Annotated in this window: 13 protein-coding genes; 9 read left to right on the top strand and 4 right to left on the bottom strand. The window is 76.3% G+C overall.

Translation table 11 applies throughout. The annotated features are described in order from the left end of the window. The first annotated feature begins 167 nt into the window (after positions 1-167). From WCS02_RS09510 to WCS02_RS09475, 8 genes are all read left to right on the top strand, one after another. Positions 168-830, top strand: a complete 663-nt coding sequence (locus tag WCS02_RS09510) for a response regulator (protein ID WP_340292393.1) — start codon at positions 168-170, stop codon at positions 828-830. A 269-nt stretch (positions 831-1,099) separates the two neighbouring features. Next, complete coding sequence (locus WCS02_RS09505; RefSeq protein WP_340292391.1) at positions 1,100-1,303, top strand: hypothetical protein; 204 nt, start codon at positions 1,100-1,102, stop codon at positions 1,301-1,303. Between the two features lie 425 nt (positions 1,304-1,728). Beyond that, entirely contained in the window at positions 1,729-3,408 is a 1,680-nt protein-coding gene (gene kdpA, locus WCS02_RS09500) for a potassium-transporting ATPase subunit KdpA (protein ID WP_340292389.1), read from the top strand. Beyond that, positions 3,405-5,498, top strand: a complete 2,094-nt coding sequence (gene kdpB / locus WCS02_RS09495; protein ID WP_376983807.1) for a potassium-transporting ATPase subunit KdpB — start codon at positions 3,405-3,407, stop codon at positions 5,496-5,498. The genes kdpA and kdpB overlap by 4 nt, the downstream gene beginning before the upstream one ends. Then, entirely contained in the window at positions 5,495-6,112 is a 618-nt protein-coding gene (kdpC, locus tag WCS02_RS09490) for a potassium-transporting ATPase subunit KdpC (protein WP_340292387.1), read from the top strand. The genes kdpB and kdpC overlap by 4 nt, the downstream gene beginning before the upstream one ends. Before the next feature lie 25 nt (positions 6,113-6,137). Beyond that, the gene (locus WCS02_RS09485) at positions 6,138-8,663 is read left to right on the top strand and encodes a DUF4118 domain-containing protein (RefSeq protein ID WP_376983806.1); all 2,526 of its coding nucleotides are present in this window, start codon (positions 6,138-6,140) and stop codon (positions 8,661-8,663) included. After that, complete coding sequence (locus WCS02_RS09480; protein WP_340292382.1) at positions 8,660-9,337, top strand: response regulator; 678 nt, start codon at positions 8,660-8,662, stop codon at positions 9,335-9,337. The genes WCS02_RS09485 and WCS02_RS09480 overlap by 4 nt, the downstream gene beginning before the upstream one ends. A gap of 149 nt (positions 9,338-9,486) precedes the next feature. Then, a complete protein-coding gene (locus WCS02_RS09475) occupies positions 9,487-9,870 on the top strand; it encodes an ATP-binding protein (protein ID WP_340292380.1) in 384 nt (127 codons plus the stop codon). A gap of 24 nt (positions 9,871-9,894) precedes the next feature. Here WCS02_RS09475 and WCS02_RS09470 read toward each other — a convergent pair whose 3' ends face one another. After that, positions 9,895-12,072, bottom strand: a complete 2,178-nt coding sequence (locus WCS02_RS09470; protein ID WP_340292378.1) for a SpoIIE family protein phosphatase — start codon at positions 12,070-12,072, stop codon at positions 9,895-9,897. Positions 12,073-12,338: 266 nt separating this feature from the next. On the opposite strand from WCS02_RS09470, the gene WCS02_RS09465 reads away from it, so the two are divergent. Next, entirely contained in the window at positions 12,339-13,352 is a 1,014-nt protein-coding gene (locus WCS02_RS09465; RefSeq protein WP_340292376.1) for an ABC transporter substrate-binding protein, read from the top strand. Between the two features lie 31 nt (positions 13,353-13,383). Here WCS02_RS09465 and WCS02_RS09460 read toward each other — a convergent pair whose 3' ends face one another. From WCS02_RS09460 to WCS02_RS09450, 3 genes are all read right to left on the bottom strand, one after another. Further along, positions 13,384-14,640, bottom strand: coding sequence for a PP2C family protein-serine/threonine phosphatase (locus tag WCS02_RS09460; RefSeq protein WP_340292374.1), 1,257 nt, complete (start codon positions 14,638-14,640; stop codon positions 13,384-13,386). A gap of 97 nt (positions 14,641-14,737) precedes the next feature. Continuing rightward, on the bottom strand, positions 14,738-15,472 hold the full coding sequence (locus WCS02_RS09455) for a GAF and ANTAR domain-containing protein (protein ID WP_340292372.1): 735 nt from the start codon (positions 15,470-15,472) through the stop codon (positions 14,738-14,740). Between the two features lie 155 nt (positions 15,473-15,627). Next, the coding region (locus tag WCS02_RS09450) for an MFS transporter (protein ID WP_340292370.1) at positions 15,628-16,008 on the bottom strand (381 nt) is incomplete at its 5' end.

Here is a 16,008-nt window from a genome sequence, read left to right as displayed (position 1 = left end):
CGGGCGACGCTGCTGGGCGGCGACCTGGTCGCCGGTCCCACCCCGGACGGCGGCTGGCGCAACGTCCTGACCCTGCCCGCACCCGACCCCGGCCCCGCGCCCGGCCCCGCGCTCGACGCCGCACCCGACCCCGGCCCCGCGCCCCAGCCCGCCCACCAGGAGGTCCCGTGATCCGCGTCGTGGTCGCCGACGACCAGGCCATCGTCCGGGCGGGGTTCACCGTCCTCGTCGACGCCGTCCCGGACATGCAGGTCGTCGGGGAGGCGAAGGACGGGTACGAGGCCGTCGAGCGGGTGCGCGAGCTGCGCCCCGACGTCGTCTGCATGGACGTGCGCATGCCCGGACTGGACGGCATCGAGGCCACCCGGCGGATCAGCGCCGACCCCGACCTCGCCGTCCCGGTGCTCGTCGTCACCACCTTCGACCTGGACGACTACGTCTTCGGCGCGCTGGAGGCCGGGGCGGCCGGGTTCCTGCTCAAGGGCGCCGACGAGGACACGCTGCTCGGCGCCGTCCGCTCTGTCGCGGCCGGCGACGGGACCCTCGACCAGCGCCTCACCCGCCGGGTGCTGTCGGAGTTCGCCACCCGCCGGCCCGACCCGCGCCGGCAGCAGGAGCGGCTCGCGGACCCCCTGACGCCGCGGGAGACGGAGATCCTCGGGCTGCTCTGCGAGGGCCTGTCGAACACCGAGGTCGCCGCCCGGCTGTTCATCGAGCCGTCCACGGTCAAGTACCACGTCGCCGGGCTGCTGGCGAAGGTCGGCGCCCGCGACCGGCTGCAGGCCGTGCTCTGGGCCTTCCGGTCCGGGGTCGTCGCGCCCCCCGGCTGAGCACCCCCCGTCGGGCGACCCGGTAGGTCCTGCGCGGCCCGTGCGCACCGGCCCGTCGTCGGCTGTCCGGGTCGTCCCGTTTGCGACCCCGCCGGTCGGGTACCGGGTGACGGTCACGCTCCGTCGTGCCGGACCAGCCGCACGACCTGCGAGCCGGTCCCGACCGCTCGACGCGAGACCCGCACGAGGCGCCCGGCGCAGCCCGTGCCCACCGCCCCACGCGCGGCCGACCCCGGCCGCCGCACCCCCGACCGAAGGACAGCACCGACATGGCCAGCAACGCCCGCACCACCCACGACCGCCGCACCAGCGAGACCAAGCCCTCGACGAGGACCACCGAGCTCGCCCTGTACGTGCTGGCGGTCCTGGCCGTCGCGGTCACCGCGTTCGTCGTGGACGCCGACGGCGACGGCGGCGACCCGTTCGGCGCCTCCGAGGCGCTGCGCTACATCACGTTCCTCACCATCGGCTAGCCGCAGGTGGATCAGAAGGCCCCCTGGAGCAGCCACGACGGCTCGCTCCGAGCCCTAGGCGAGCCGGGTCTCCGCACGGGAGGAGCGCCTGGCCCTCCGGCCGGGTGGCGGCGGGCGTCCGGCAGCCGTCCGGACAGCCCGCCCCGGCGTCCGGGGACCGTCCAGGCCCGGCTCCCGGGGGGTCGGCGGGTGCTCCGATGGCAGCGGGACGCCGACCGCGTCCGGCGCCCACGGGCGCCACCCGCTCCCGAGGAGCCCTCCGATGGCCGACCTGGCCTTCCTCCTGCTCACCCTGCTCGTCTTCGCCGCCCTCGCGGGCCTGGTCCGTGGGCTGGGCCGGCTGTGACCGCCCTCGACGTCCTCGCCCTCGTCGTCGCCGTCGTGCTGGGCGGCTTCCTGCTGCTCACCCTGCTCCGACCGGGGCGGTGACCGGGCCCGTGCTGTCGGACACCGCCGCAGGCCTGCTGCAGGTCGCGGTCCTCGTCGCCGCGCTCGCCGCCGTCCACGTCCCGCTGGGCGACCACATGGCGCGCACCTTCACCTCGACCCACCACACCCGTGCGGAGAGGGCCGTCTACCGCGCGGTCGGCGTGGACCCCGACGCCGACCAGCGCTGGTCGGTGTACGCGCTGTCGCTGCTCGGCTTCTCCCTGGTCGGCGTGCTCGCCACGTACGCCGTGCTCCGGCTGCAGGCGCTGCTGCCGCTCAGCCTGGGCCTGCCCGCGGTGCCCCCGGCCGGGGCGTGGAACACCGCGGTCAGCTTCGTCACCAACACCAACTGGCAGTGGTACGCCGGCGAGGCCGTCATGGGCCACCTCGCCCAGATGACCGTCCTCACGGTCCAGAACTTCGTCTCGGCGGCCGTCGGCCTCGCCGTGGCGGTCGCGCTGGTCCGGGGCCTGGCCCGATCCCGCACCGACCGGGTCGGCAACGTCTGGGTGGACGTCGTCCGGTCTGTCACGCGCGTGCTGCTCCCGCTCGCGCTGGTCGCGGCGGTCCTGCTCCTCCTCGGCGGCGTGGTGCAGAACTGGGCCGGTCCGACCGGGGTGACCACGCTCGCCGGTCAGGCGCAGAGCATCCCCGGCGGACCCGTCGCCTCGCAGGAGGCCATCAAGGAGCTCGGCACCAACGGCGGCGGGTTCTACAACGCCAACAGCGCCCACCCGTTCGAGAACCCCTCCGGGCTGACCAACCTGCTCCAGGTCTTCCTGCTGCTGCTCGTCCCCTCCGCCCTGCCCCGCACCTTCGGCACGATGGTCGGTGACCGACGCCAGGGGCTCGCCGTCCTGGGCGTCATGGCCGGCATCTGGGGGCTCGCCCTCGCCGTAGCCACCTGGGCCGAGGTGCGGGCGCTCGGCAGCGTGCCCCAGCTCGCCGGGGCCGCCATGGAGGGCATGGAGACCCGCTTCGGGGAGTGGGCGTCGGCCCTGTTCGCGGTGTCGACGACCGCCACGAGCACCGGCGCGGTCAACGCCTCCCACGACAGCCTGACGGCGGCCGGCGGCGGGGTGGCGCTCGTGCTCATGATGCTGGGCGAGGTCGCCCCCGGCGGCGTCGGCTCCGGCCTGTACGGGATCCTCGTGCTCGCCGTCCTGGCGGTGTTCCTGTCCGGGCTCATGGTCGGGCGCACCCCGGAGTACCTGGGCAAGAAGGTCGGCCGGCGCGAGGTCACCCTGGTCGCGCTGTCCATCCTCACCATGCCGGCCCTGCTGCTGGTCGGGGCGGCGCTCACCGCCGGGACCCCCGCCCTGGTCGAGGCCTCGGTGCAGGACCCGGGCCCCCACGGGCTCGGCGAGGTCCTCTACGCCTACGCCTCCGCCGCGAACAACAACGGCTCGGCGTTCGCCGGGTTCGGCGCCGGGACGACGTACCAGGACACCGCGCTCGGTCTGGTGATGCTGCTGGGCCGGTTCGTCCCGGTGGTCCTGGTCCTCGCCCTCGCCGGGTCGCTCGCGCAGCAGGTCCGGACCACGCCCGGCGCCGGGACCCTGCCGACCCACACCCCGGTGTTCGTCGGCCTGCACGGCTTCGTCGTCGTGGTCGTCGCCGGCCTCACGTTCTTCCCCGCCCTGTCCCTCGGCCCTCTCGCGGAGGCACTCCAGTGAGCACCGTCACCACCGCCACCACCCCCTCGCCCAGCCCGGCCAGGGAGGACGCCGACCCCCCGGATGCACGGCGCCGCACCTCCTCCGCGCTGTCCGTGCGCCAGGTGCTCGACGCGCTCCCGGGCGCGCTGCGCAAGCTCGACCCGCGCCACCAGGTCCGGACTCCCGTCATGCTCGTGGTCTGGGTCGGCGCCGCCCTCACCACCGCGCTGTCCGTCCTCGACCCGAGCGTCCTCTCGTGGTCGATCACGGTCTGGCTGTGGCTGACGGTGCTGTTCGCCACCCTCGCGGAGTCCGTGGCCGAGGGCAGCGGCAAGGCCCAGGCCGACAGCCTGCGCCAGGCCCGCACCGGGACCCTGGCCCGCCGGCTGCTGCCCGACGGCAGCGACGAGCAGGTCGCCGGCGCCGACCTCGCGGTGGGCGACCTGGTCGTCGTCGTCGCGGGCGAGACCGTCCCCTCCGACGGCGACATCGTCGAGGGGGTGGCCAGCGTCGACGAGTCGGCCGTCACCGGGGAGTCCGCCCCGGTCATCCGGGAGTCCGGCGGGGACCGCTCGGCGGTGACCGGCGGGACGCGGGTGCTGTCGGACCGGATCGTCGTGCGGATCACCGCCGCCGCCGGGGACACGTTCCTCGACCGGATGATCCGCCTGGTCGAAAGCTCCGCCCGCCAGCGCACCCCCAACGAGGTCGCGCTCGGGCTGCTGCTGTCCTCGCTGACCCTGGTGTTCCTGCTCGCCGTCGTCACCCTGCAGCCGTTCGCCGTCTACTCCGGCGCGGCGCAACCGCTGGTGACGCTCGTCGCGCTGCTCGTCTGCCTCATCCCCACGACCATCGGCGCGCTGCTGTCGGCGATCGGCATCGCCGGCATGGACCGCCTCGTCCAGCGCAACGTGCTCGCCATGTCCGGTCGGGCCGTCGAGGCCGCGGGCGACGTGGACGTCCTGCTGCTGGACAAGACCGGGACCATCACCCTCGGGGACCGGCGGGCCACCGACCTGCTGCCCGCCGGCGGCACCCCTCGCGAGGTGCTCGCCCAGGCGGCCCGGCTCGCCAGCCTCGCCGACGAGACGCCCGAGGGCCGCTACGTCGTCGAGCTCGTGGACCTGGAGCAGGGACCGCTCGACGCGCAGCCGGACGGTTCCACCGCTGTCCCCTTCACCGCCCAGACCCGGATGAGCGGCGTCGACCTCGCCGACGGGCGCGAGGTCCGCAAGGGCGCCGCGAGCGCCGTCGTCGCGTGGGTCACCCAGCACGGCGGCACCCCGTCGACGGACCTGGCGCCGGCGGTCGAGCAGGTCTCGGCCCGGGGCGGCACCCCGCTGGTCGTCGCCGAGCGGCTGCCCGGCCGGCCGGCGGTCAGCCTCGGCGTCGTCGCCCTGTCGGACGTCGTCAAGCCCGGCATGCGCGAGCGCTTCGAGCAGCTGCGGCGGATGGGCATCCGCACCGTGATGGTGACCGGCGACAACGCCACCACCGCCCGGGTGATCGCCGCGGAGGCGGGCGTCGACGACGTCCTCGCCGAGGCGACCCCGGAGGACAAGCTCGACCTCATCCGCCGCGAGCAGGCGGGCGGCCGGCTCGTGGCCATGACCGGCGACGGCACCAACGACGCCCCGGCCCTGGCCCAGGCGGACGTCGGCGTCGCGATGGGCAGCGGGACGACCGCCGCCAAGGAGGCCGGCAACATGGTCGACCTCGACTCCGACCCGACCAAGCTCATCGAGATCGTCGAGATCGGCAAGCAGCTGCTCATCACCCGCGGCGCGCTCACCACGTTCTCCGTCGCCAACGACGTGGCCAAGTACTTCGCCATCGTCCCGGCCCTGTTCGCCGGGACCTTCCCCCAGCTGGGTGTGCTGGACGTCATGCGGCTGTCCAGCCCGGGGTCGGCGGTGCTGTCCGCCGTGGTGTTCAACGCGCTGGTCATCGTCGCCCTGGTGCCGCTGGCCCTGCGGGGCGTCCGCTACCGCGCCGTCAGCGCCGAGGCGCTGCTGCGGCGCAACCTCCTGCTGTACGGCGTCGGCGGCATCGTCACGCCCTTCCTCGGCATCAAGGCCGTCGACCTCCTGATCGGATCGTTCCTGTGACCTCCTTCGCGCAGCAGACCCTGGCCGGCCTCCGACTCCTGCTGGTCCTCACCCTGGTGCTCGGTCTCGCCTACCCCGGCGCGGTCTGGGCCGTGGGGCGGCTCGTCCCCGACCGGGCCGACGGCTCCCTGGTCCGGCTCGACGGCGAGGTGGTCGGCTCCGCCCTGCTGGGCCAGGTGCCGCCGGAGGGGGAGGGCTGGTTCGTGCCACGCCCGTCGGCGGCCGGTGACGGCTACGACCCGCTGGCCAGCGGCGCCGGCAACCTCGGGCCCGAGAACGAGGAGCTGTTCGCCACCGTGCAGGAGCGGATCGATGCGGTGGCCGCCCGCGAGGGCGTCGACGCCTCGGCCGTCCCCCCGGACGCGGTCACCGCCTCGGCGTCCGGCCTGGACCCGCACGTCTCGGCCGCCTACGCCGAGCTGCAGGTACCCCGGGTCGCCCGCGAGAGGGGCCTCGACGAGGCCGAGGTCCGGGCCCTGGTCGCCGACGCCACCACCGGACGGTCGCTGGGGTTCCTCGGCGAGCCGGGGGTGTCCGTCCTCGGGCTCAACCTCGCGCTGGCTGAGCGGGGGGACGCAGGAGAGGCCGGGGGCGGCGCCGGTGCGACGGGCTGAGGCCGCCGCCCGGGGGGCTGCGACCATGAGACCCGTGGACGGCAGCCGGCGCGGGACCCTGCGCGTCTACCTCGGGGCGGCGCCCGGCGTGGGCAAGACCTTCGCCATGCTCGACGAGGGCCGCCGACGTGCGGCCCGCGGCACCGACGTGGTGGTCGCCGTCGTCGAGACGCACGGGCGCCGCCACACCGCCGAGCTGCTCGAGGGCCTGGAGGTCGTGCCGCGGCGCCGGCTCCGGCACCGGGGGACCGACCTGGACGAGATGGACCTGGACGCCGTGCTCCGTCGCGCGCCCGAGGTCGCCCTGGTCGACGAGCTCGCCCACAGCTGCGCGCCCGGCTCGCGGCACGAGAAGCGGTGGCAGGACGTCGAGGCGCTGCTCGACGCGGGCGTCGACGTCGTCACCACCGTCAACGTCCAGCACCTGGAGAGCCTCGTCGACGTCGTCGCCGCGATCACCGGGGTACGGCAGCAGGAGACGGTGCCCGACACCGTGGTCCGCGCCGCCGAGCAGGTCGAGCTCGTCGACATGAGCCCCGAGGCGCTGCGGCGGCGGATGGCCCACGGCAACGTGTACCCCCCGGAGCGGGTGGACGCCGCGCTCGCCGACTGGTTCCGGGTCGGCAACCTCACGGCGCTGCGCGAGCTGGCGCTGCTGTGGGTCGCCGACCGGGTCGACGCGGCCCTGGAGGACTACCGCGAGCGGCACGGCATCGTCGCGGCCTGGCCCGCCCGGGAGCGCGTGCTCGTCGCCGTCACCGGGGGCCCGGAGTCGGAGACGCTGCTGCGCCGGGGCGCCCGGATCGCCTCCCGCGGCAGCGGTACGGAGCTGCTCGCCGTCCACGTCAGCCGCAGCGACGGGCTGACCGGGACGTCCGCGGCCGACCTGGCCCGCACCCGCGCCCTGGCCGAGGGGCTCGGTGCCCGCTGGCAGGTCGTCGTCGGCGACGACGTGCCCGCCGCGGTCCTGGACCTGGCCCGGGCGGTCAACGCCACCCAGGTCGTGCTCGGGGCCAGCCGGCGGGGCCGGGTCGCCGCCGCGCTCGCCCCCGGCGTGGTCCCGCAGGTGGTCCGGGCCTCCGGCGACATCGACGTCTACGTCGTCACCCACGAGCGCGCCGCCCGCCGGGCGCTGCTGCGGCAGCCCCGGACCAACCCGGTCGGGCGCGCCCGCCTCACCCTGGGCTGGGTGCTGGCGCTGCTCGCGCCGACCGTGCTCGGCCTGGTGCTGCAGACCACCCGCGAGGCTCACGCCCTGTCCACGGTGGTCCTGCTGTTCCTCACGGCCACGGTCGTCGTCGCGGTCGTCGGCGGGCTGCGCCCGGCCGTGCTGGCGGCCCTGCTCAGCGGGCTGCTGAGCAACTACCTGTTCACCGAGCCGTACTACACGCTGCGGGTGGACGCCGAGGTCGACCTCGTCACCCTGGTCGTCCTCGTCCTCGTGGCGGTCACGGTGGCGACCGCGGTGGACCGGGCGGCCCGCGCGTCGGCGGAGGCGGCCCGGGCCCGCGCCGAGGCCGACGTGCTCACCGGCTTCGCCCACTCCGTGCTGTCCGGCCGGGACAGCCTCGCGGACCTGCTCGAGCAGCTGCGGACCTCGTTCGGGCTCGAGGGCGTCGACCTGGTCGCCCGCGGGGACGGGGGCGGTGACGGGGCTGCCGTGGCCGCCGTCGGCGCCGGGACCCAGGACCCCCGCAGCCGGTGCGCGGTGGTCGACGTCGACGGCACCACCGCGCTGCGGCTGGCGGGCGCCCGGCTGGGCTCGGACGAGCTGCGGGTCGTCAGCGCCCTCGCCACGCAGGTCGCCGCCGTCCTGGAGCGCGACCGGCTGCGCGAGGAGGCCCGGACCGCCAAGGGGGAGCGGGAGCGGACCCGTACCCGGACCGCGCTGCTCGCCGCGGTGTCCCACGACCTGCGCACCCCGCTGGCCGGGATCAAGGCGGGGGTGTCGACCCTGCTCAGCCGCGACATCCCCCTCCGGCCGGAGGACCGCGACGCCCTGCTGCGCGACGTCGACCTCTCCACCGACCGGCTGCAGGCGCTCATCGACAACCTGCTGGACATGAGCCGCCTGGACGCCGGCGCCGTGGTGCCGCGCCCCCGGCCGAGCGCGTTGGAGGACGTCGTCGCACGGGCCCTGTCCGGGGTGGAGCCGGGCCGGGTCCAGGTCGACGTCCCGCACGACCTGCCCCTGCTGGACGTCGACGCGGGCCTGCTCGAGCGGGCCGTCGCCAACGTGGCCGAGAACGCGGTCCGCTACGCCGGCAGCGCGCCGGTGGCGATCAGCGCGGCGCTGGTCCCCGGCAGCGTCGTCCTCCGGGTCGCCGACCGGGGCGCCGGGGTGCCGGAGGGCCGGCGCGCCCGGCTGTTCGCGCCCTTCCAGCGCCTCGGCGACACCGGCGGCAGCCCGGACGGCCTCGGGCTGGGGCTCGCCGTGGCACGGGGCCTGGCCGAGGTGAACGGCGGCACCCTCGACGCCGAGGACACCCCCGGGGGCGGGCTCACCATGGTGTTCCGCCTGCCGGTGACCCCGCTGGGCGTGACCTCGTGAGCCGGGTGCTCGTCGTCGAGGACGACCCCGCCCTCGCCCGCGCGCTCGGCATCACGCTGCGCTCGCAGCAGCACGACGTGCGGACGGTGACCACCGGGACCGAGGCCGTCGAGACGGCGGTCGCGTGGTCGCCGGAGCTCGTCGTGCTCGACCTCGGCCTGCCCGACATGGACGGCACCGACGTGCTCCGTGCCCTGCGCGCGTGGTCGCAGGTCCCGGTGGTCGTGCTGTCGGCCCGGCAGACCAGCGACGACAAGGTCGACGCGCTCGACGCCGGCGCCGACGACTACGTCACCAAGCCGTTCGGCATGGACGAGCTGCTCGCCCGGCTCCGGGCGGCCGTCCGCCGCGGCTCGCCCGGGCAGGACGCGCCGGTCGTCGTCACCGCCTCCTTCACCGTCGACCTCGCCCGCCGGCTCGTCACCGACGCCGACGGCCTGCCGGTGTCGCTGACGCCCACGGAGTACCGGGTGCTGGAGCTGCTCGCCCGCGACGTCGGCCGGGTGGTCGGGCGGCGCGAGCTGCTGCAGGAGCTGCGCGGTCCTCACCTGGACCGCGAGACGCACTACCTGCGGGTCTACCTCAACCAGCTGCGCGCCAAGCTCGAGCCGGAGCCGTCGCGCCCGCGGCACCTCATCACCGAGGCCGGGGTCGGCTACCGCCTGGTCCCCTGACCCCGCCGCCGGCGGGGCCAGTGCCGGCAGGTCAGCCGGCCCGCGGTCCCGCCTGGTGTGCCCCGGTGAGGAGCAGCCCCCTGCATGTGGCACGGTGTGCGTCCTCGGCCACGGACAGTGGGCGTGGTCCTGGAGCACCGGGGGGTGGGATGGACGCAGGAGCGGAGATCCGGCTGCCGTGCGAGGCCTCGGCGCCGCGGGCGGCCCGGCGCTGGCTGCGCCAGCAGCTCGTCGTCGACCCGGCGTCGTCGGTGGGGGACCTGGCCGAGCTGCTGCTCACCGAGGTGGTCACCAACGTCGTCGTCCACGCGCGCACCGCCAGCACGGTGCGGCTGGTGGAGGAGGGCGACGTGCTCTGCGTCGAGGTCGAGGACGGGTCGTCCTCCCCGCCGCGGCGTCCCCGGCCCAGCGGCGACGAGGACGAGAGCGGCCGGGGCGTCGAGCTGCTCGACGCCCTCGCCCAGCGCTGGGGGTGGCGGCGCCGGCCCGCCGGCAAGGTGGTCTGGTTCTGCGTCGTCGAGCCGGCCGCCTGACGGCTGGCCCCGGCTGCCCCGGGCTCAGCCCGGCGGGACCGGGCGCACGGCGAGCACCACGACGTCGTCCTCGACCCGGGAGCCGACCTGCCCGAGCACGGCGTCGCACAGCTCGTCCAGGGGCAGGTGGACCAGCTCGCCGACGGCCCGCGCGAGCCAGTCCAGGCCCGCCTGCAGGTGCGCGCCGCGCCGCTCGACGAGGCCGTCGGTGAACAGCAGCAGGGTCGCTCCCGGCTCGAGCACGACGTGGTGGTCGGTCCGGGAGCCCGACGGGTCGACGCCGAGCATGAGCTCCGGCTCGGTGAGCAGGTACCCGGGCGTGCCGTCGGGCGCCACGAGCAGCGGCGGCAGGTGCCCGGCGTTAGCCCAGTGCAGCCCGTGCGCGCCCCGCTGCTCCTGCTCGGCGGACTGCTGGGCCTGGACGAGCACGACCGTCGCCATGGCGTCCACGGACAGGTCGCCCAGCGCGCGGTCGAGCGTCGACAGCACCGCCGCGGGGGGCTGGCCGACCGCGTAGCCGATGCCGCGCAGCAGGTTGCGCAGCTGGGCCATGGCGGCCGCCGCGTGGCGGTCGTGCCCGGTGACGTCGCCGACGACGAGGCTGGCGGTGCCCTCGGAGGTGACGAACGCGTCGTACCAGTCCCCGCCGACCTCGGCCTCGGACGCGGCGGGGGCGTACCGGACCACGACCTCGAGCTGGTGCGGCTGCGGCGGGCTGCTCAGCAGCGAGCGCTGCAGGGTCTCGGCGAGCTGGGCGACGGCGCGGGTGGCCGTGCGCTCGGCGTCGCGGGCGCTGATCCGCTCCAGCGCCTGGCCGGTCAGCGCGGCGACCGCGTCCAGCAGGTCCCGCTCGGCCGGCACCCAGGCGCGGTCGTGGTCGAACGCCACCGCCAGCGAGCCGGTCACCGTGCCCCCGGCCCGCAGCGGCACGGCGGCCGAGGCGCGGGTCCGGGTCGCGGCGTACGTGCCCGCGACGGCGGGGAACCGGGCCAGGACCTCCGCGCGGTCGCCGAAGTGGTGCGGGGTGCCGGTGACGGCGGTGTCGACCATGGGCAGCGCGAGGTCCGCGGGGAGCCGGCTCTCCTGCGTGAGCGGCCGCCCGTCCGTCTCCGTGGTGGTGAGGGCGCGCACGGCCGTCGGGCCGGCCAGGCACAGCACGGCGTCCTGGGCGCCGAGCAGGGCGACGGCGCGCGAGCCGACGACTTCCAGGACGTCCGCCGCGGTGGCCGTCCCCTCCAGCGTCATGGCGAGCGCGACGAGGGCGGCCTGCTGCTCGGCCGAGCGGCGCGCGGCCGCGGTGGCGGCCTGCTCGAGGTCGCGGGCGCGCAGCCGCTGCAGGGCCTGCGCGCACTGGGCCGCGTAGGTCTCCACGAGCTCCAGCTGCTCGTCGTCGAACGGCTGAGGCTGCTCCCAGCCGGCGGTGAGCACCCCGATGACCTGCCCCGCGGCCCGCAGCGGCAGCGAGACGTACACGGGGGACCCGGTCGACGCCACCACGTCCGCCATCAGGGGCGAGTAGGCCAGGGCCGCCTCCAGGTCGGGGACGAGGACCCGCCGCCCGGTGGTGTACGCCTCGCACACCGGCAGCGCCGCGTCGACCGTCAGGCGGCCGAAGCTCGCCTGTGCCCCCGGGCCGTAGCTCGACGTGATGTAGGACAGCAGCGCGCCGGGGTCGTCGGGGTCGGGCACGGCGACCGCGCCGCCGTCGGCGCCGAGCGCACCCAGGCCGCGCTCCGCCATGGTCGTCACCAGGTCGGTCATGTCCTGGGCGTCGGCGAGGGCCAGCGCGACCTCGCCGACGGCGGCCAGCCGCTCGCCACGGTGCCGGGCGGTGCGCTCGGCGTCCCGGCGGGCGGTGACGTCGAGGAAGTACAGGGCCAGGCCGCCCGCCTCGGGGATGGCGCGGACCTCGTACCAGGCGTCCAGCGGTGCGGGGTAGAACGCGTCGAACGTCTCCGTCCGGCCGGTCGCGACCGCCCGGCGGTAGGCGGTCTCGAAGTCGCTCCCCACGGCGTCGGGGAACAGGTCCCACAGCACGCCGCCGACGAGCTCGCCGCCGGGGCGGCCGAGCAGGCTGACCGCCTCGGCGTTGACCTGGGTGACCCGCCAGGCGGCGTCCAGCGTCAGGTAGCCGACCGACATCGCCTCGATGACGCGCTCGGCGCGCGACCGGTCGTCGGGGGTGGTGCTCGGCGCGGGCATCGGGGCCCTCCTGGCTCGGCGTGGCGACCCGGGCGGGGTCGCGGTCGAGTCCTGGCCCGACGACGGACCCCAGGATAGGGACCCGGGAGCCCGACGGTCGGGGGACGGCGGGACCCGCGCGACGGGTCCCCCTCGCGGCCCGGACCGTGACCCGGCGCGGCACGTCCCGGTCCCCTCCGAGGTGGGGTCCGGAGCCGGTGGAGCGGCAGGTAAGGTCCACCTTACCCCGCCCCCGGCCACCGGCCGGGCCCTGACCGAGGAGAGACATGCGCCCCGCCCCGACCCCCGCCGACGGCACCGGCTGGACCCGGAGAGGCCTCCTGGCCGGGGCCTCGGCCGCGACGCTCCTGGGCGTCTCCGCCTGCTCGTCGGCCGGGCCCTCCGCCGCCCCCACCGGTGCGGCCGTGCCGTCGGGCGGGACGGGCTTCCCGCGGACGGTCGAGCACGCCGCCGGGTCGACCGTGGTCGAGCGGGCGCCCCGACGCGTGGTCGCGGCCACCGACGGGGCCGAGCTGGCCAGCCTCCTCGCCCTCGGGGTCACGCCGGTCGGGTTCGGCCAGCGCAACGACCCGCTGACCCCGTGGGTGCTCGAGGCCGGGGGCGACGACCCGGCCATCGAGCGCTACCGGCTGGGCGGGGAGCCGAACTTCGAGCGGATGGCGTCGTGGCGGCCGGACGTCATCGTCGGGCAGTACGGCTTCGTCACCGAGGACACCATCGAGGACTTCGCCGCCATCGCGCCCACCGTCTCCACGAGCTTCGTCGGCTGGCGCGACAACCTCCGGCAGGTCGCCGCCACGGTCGGCGAGGACGAGGAGGCCGAGCGGCTCGTCGCCGAGCTCGACGCGGAGATCGCGGCGGCGGGGGAGCGGCTGGCCGGCAGCGCGCTGCAGATGCGGTGGGTCTTCGCCTTCCCCGGCTACTACGGCCAGCTCAACGACGCCAGCCCGGTGGGGGCGCTGCTCACCGAGATGGGGCTGCCGAGCCTGCCGGCGCAGCAGGCCGAGGGGGAGGCCGCCGACGAGGTCGTGGTCGAGCAGCTCTACGGTGCGCTCGAGGACGCCGACGGGATCGTCGTGCTCGACTTCGAGGAGCCCGAGGGTGACGCCGTGCGGCTGCTCGAGGACCAGGCCCTGTACGCGACCGTGCCCGCCGTGGCCGCCGGCCGGGTGGTCCGGCTCGGCGTGGCCGAGTCCAACGCCGCCTACGTCGACTCCGTGCTCACGGTGCGCGGCAACCTCGCGCTCGTCGAGCGGGTGGTCGCCGAGCTGCGGGGCTGACGGGTCCGGCCGGCGCGGCCGGCGTCCGGCCTCAGCCCGTGACGACGCTGCTGCCGCTGGGGCCGTCCCAGTCCAGGCAGACGACCGTCGCGTCGTCGTGCAGGCGTGGGGCGTAGGCGCGGACGGTGTGCAGGACCTCGGCCACGCACTGGTGGGGCGTGAGGTCGGCCGAGGCCAGGAGCAGCCCGGCCAGCCGGTCCTCGCCCAGCTCCTCCCCGGGGGCGCCGGCCTCGAGCACGCCGTCCGTGACGACGACGAGCCGGTCCCCGGCCTGCAGCTGCAGGTGCTCGACGACGTAGTCGGTGGCCTCGAACATGCCTGCGGGCAGGCGCGGGTCCAGCGTGACCTGCGCGGCCCGCCCGTCACGGATGAGCCACGGAGCGGGGTGCCCGGCGTTGACGAGCTCGAGCACCCCGCTGCGCAGGCCCAGCCGCATCGCGAGGACGGTGACGAACTGGGCGCCGCCGAAGTGCGCCAGCAGGGCCCGGTCGGCCCGCGTGACCTGTTCGGCCGGGCCGCCGCCGCCGCGACGGGTGTTGCGCATGACCGCCGTCGCGAGCGCCGCCAGCACGCTGGCCCCCAGGCCGTGACCCATGGCGTCCAGGCTCGACAGGTCCAGGTGGTCGGCCGCGACGTCGTAGTCGTAGGTGTCGCCGCCCACCTCGTAGGAGGGGATGAGCTGCCCGGCGACCGAGAAGCCGGGTGCGCTGAAGGCCCGCAGCGGCTGGAGGTTCCACTGCATCTCGGCCGCCAGCGTCAGCGGCTCCGCCCGGCGGGTGACCTCCACGACGTCGGAGAACGAGCCGCAGACGACGAGGGTGTACGTGGTGGCGAGGGCGACCTCCTGCAGGCCGCGGAGCAGCCCTGCCGACACGGGCCCCTGGAAGGCGACCTGCAGCACACCGAGCCGTTCGGCCCGCAGCGACAGCGGCACGAGGACGAGCGTCTCGTCGGCCCCCGCCGCGCCCCCGGCCGGCCCGCCCGGACGGTCGAGGGCGGTGCGGCCCGTGCGGCCCGGGTCGACCAGCAGGGACTGCGCGACGAAGCACTGCCCCTCGATGCTGCCCGTCACGGGGACCTTCTCGGTCTCGCCCGGCCGGGGCGACAGCCGCCTCAGCTGGCTCAGCTCGTAGTCGGCCAGCAGGATCCCGGCGTCGCTCGCACCGGCGTGCTCCACGAGGAAGCGGCGCAGCACGGCGGTGATGTTGCCGGGCATCGCGGCGTCGAGCAGGGGCAGCAGGCCGCCCGACAGGCGGGTGAGGGGGGAGGTCTCGACCGGGTCCGGCACTGCCGTGCCTCCGATGTCTGGCGGCCGGGGCGGGATGCCACGGGCGTGCGCGGGACCGACCCTAGGCCCCGCCGGCGGGGCCCGCAGGGGCCGCGCGTCAGAGGGAGCGGCCGAGGTCGGAGACGACGTCCTCGGCGATGTCGCGCAGCTTGCGGTTGGCCTGGGCGGACATGCGGCCCAGCTCGGCGAACGCCTCGTCGGCCGTGCAGCCCCGGGCCGCCATGACCATGCCCTTGGCCTGCTCGATGACGGCGCGCGAGGCCATGGCCTCCCGCATCTGGGAGACCTCGTCGACCGCGCGGGCGTACAGCGCGGCGTTGGCCAGGGCGACGCCGGCGTGCGCGGCGAAGCCGTCCGCCATGGCGATGGTCAGGTCGTCCCAGCCGGTGCCCCGGAAGCCGTACATGTTGAGGGCGCCCGTGGTGCGGCCGTGGACCGGCATGCCGACGGACAGCGTCCGGGTGACCCCGGACCGGACCGCCTGCCCGGCGAAGTCGGGGTACGAGCTGTCGTTGGCGGTGTCCGGGACCTGCACGATGCGGCCGGTGGCGGCGGCGTCCAGGCAGGGCCCGAAGCCGTCGGCGTACTGGCGCTCGTCCAGCTGGACGGCGAGCTGCCCGGTGAAGACCACGGTCCGCCCCCGGCCCTCCTCGACGAAGGTCACCGACACCTCGTCGACGTCCGGCACCGCGCGGGTCGCCAGGTGGGCAACCCGGTCCAGGACCTGCGTGAGGGACTCCGAGCCGACGACGACCTGGTGGAGCTCGAGGTGGGCCGTGGCGGGGTCGGAGCGCGACCCGACGCCGTCCGTGCCTGCCCCCTGCGTGTCCATGGCCGTGCCCTCCGTCCGTCGTGCGCCGCGGTGCCCGCGGCCTCGCGGGACGACCAGCGCCCGGTCCTCGACCGTGCGCACCCGGGTGGAGCGTAGGCGGGCGGGTCGGCTGCCGCCCACCGCCGTCCCCGGAGCACCCGGGCGGTCCTGCGGGCTCAGTACCCGGCGCGGACGACCGGCGGTACCCGCTCCTGCCGTCGAGCCCTCCCGGTGAGGGGCGCGAGCACCCCGACGACGGCGACGAGCGCCGCGACCCCGACCATGGCGCCGCGGAGCCCGGTGGCCTGCGACAGCAGGCCGACGTAGACCGGGCCGGCGAGGAAGCCGAGGTAGGCGGTCGTCGCGACGGTCGAGGTGGCACGGCCCCGCCGGGCGGCGGGCACGTCGCGCACCGCGCGGCTGAGCAGCGTGGGGAACAGCACGGCGGTGCCGACGGCGGCCAGCACGAGACCGGCCAGCGCGGTGCCGACGCTGCCCGATGCGGCGACGACCAGGGTGCCCGCCAGCGCGGTCGCGGCGCCCCCGCCGAGCAGCGC

Origin of the sequence: Aquipuribacter hungaricus (assembly GCF_037860755.1) — a bacterium.
In the GTDB taxonomy this organism is placed as follows: Bacteria; Actinomycetota; Actinomycetes; order Actinomycetales; family JBBAYJ01; genus Aquipuribacter; species Aquipuribacter hungaricus.
This window is presented reverse-complemented; position numbering and strand designations above follow the sequence as displayed.

Coding starts and splice junctions, on each gene's coding strand:
- WCS02_RS09505 (WP_340292391.1), top strand. CDS start 1,100: ATGGCCAGCAACGCCCGCACCACCCACGACCGCCGCACCAGCGAGACC.
- WCS02_RS09485 (WP_376983806.1), top strand. CDS start 6,138: ATGAGACCCGTGGACGGCAGCCGGCGCGGGACCCTGCGCGTCTACCTC.
- WCS02_RS09475 (WP_340292380.1), top strand. CDS start 9,487: ATGGACGCAGGAGCGGAGATCCGGCTGCCGTGCGAGGCCTCGGCGCCG.
- WCS02_RS09470 (WP_340292378.1), bottom strand. CDS start 12,072: ATGCCCGCGCCGAGCACCACCCCCGACGACCGGTCGCGCGCCGAGCGC.
- WCS02_RS09465 (WP_340292376.1), top strand. CDS start 12,339: ATGCGCCCCGCCCCGACCCCCGCCGACGGCACCGGCTGGACCCGGAGA.
- WCS02_RS09455 (WP_340292372.1), bottom strand. CDS start 15,472: ATGGACACGCAGGGGGCAGGCACGGACGGCGTCGGGTCGCGCTCCGAC.